This is a genomic window from Roseivirga sp., from assembly GCF_049099775.1.
Classification (GTDB): domain Bacteria; phylum Bacteroidota; class Bacteroidia; order Cytophagales; family Cyclobacteriaceae; genus Roseivirga.
Genome location: NZ_JAGDZM010000029.1, coordinates 1 through 1,086 on the forward strand (window position 1 = coordinate 1; position 1,086 = coordinate 1,086).

A 1,086-nucleotide genomic window follows, 5' to 3' on the forward strand; every position below is an offset into this window, starting at 1 on the left:
GTTACAGTAAAGACAACATTATCACCCACATTGGCCGTAGGGTTATCTACGGTTTTAGTGATGTTGATGTCGGCAGTTTGTAATGTTACAGTTTCGCTTGCAGCGTTATCAGTTCCATCAGTATCAAAGACATCAGAAGCAGAAACAGTAGCGGTATTGGTGAAGATACCCGAAGACTGTACTGTAGCTACCATGCTCAATACGGCAGAAGAACTGCTATTGAGGGACCCAACAACCCATATGCCTGTCGAAGCAGTGTATGTACCAGCTGAAGGTGTCGCAGAAACTAAAGTATAGCCATCAGGCAGTTGATCTGTAATTTCTATACCCGTAGCCGCATCAGGGCCTTGGTTTAATACCGTTACGGTAAATACCACATTGGCACCAGGCGTAGGGGTAGGGTTATCTACTGACTTAGTTACATTAAGATCAGCAAACTGAGCAGCCACTGTTTCGGTACTGCTGTTATTACCCCCATCAGGATCAGTTTGATCAGCAGCAGAAATAGTTGCCGTGTTGTCATAAGTACCAGTAGCCTTCACTTTAGCTACAATTTCTAAGGTAGCCGTACCCGCATTGGCAACAGAACCTACAGACCAAAGTCCATTGGTATTGTTATAACTACCAAAGGCAGTAGTAGCAGAAACAAAGTCATAGCCATCAGGCAATAGATCAGTTACTTGAACACCCGTAGCCGCATCAGGGCCAGCGTTGTTGACGCTAATGGTGAACGTAATATTGTCATCAACATTAGGTGTGTCGTCGCTAGCCACCTTGGTAATGGAAAGGTCAGAAGATTGCGCTTGCGTACTCGCAGAGGCAGTATTGTCACCGGCATTCGGATCATAAACATCATTAGCGGTTACTGTTGCTGTGTTGGTGAAGTCACCCGCACCAAGTACAGTTGCAGTAATGGTCAAAGTAGCATTCGCATCTTTAGCCAAGCTCCCAACCGCCCAGACACCTGTTCCAGCTGTGTAAGTACCTTGACTAGGAGTGGCCGTACCAAACGTATACCCAGACGGTATTTGATCAGTCACTTCAATGCCAGTAGCATCAGCTACATCTGGACCGTTGTTGGTTAAT

1 protein-coding gene is annotated in these 1,086 nt (G+C 45.9%); it reads right to left on the reverse strand.

Features of this window, described 5'->3' with window-relative positions; all coding sequences use genetic code 11:
• On the reverse strand, positions 1-1,086 hold a 1,086-nt coding region (locus tag JXQ92_RS19240; protein ID WP_421988278.1), incomplete at both ends, for a DUF11 domain-containing protein.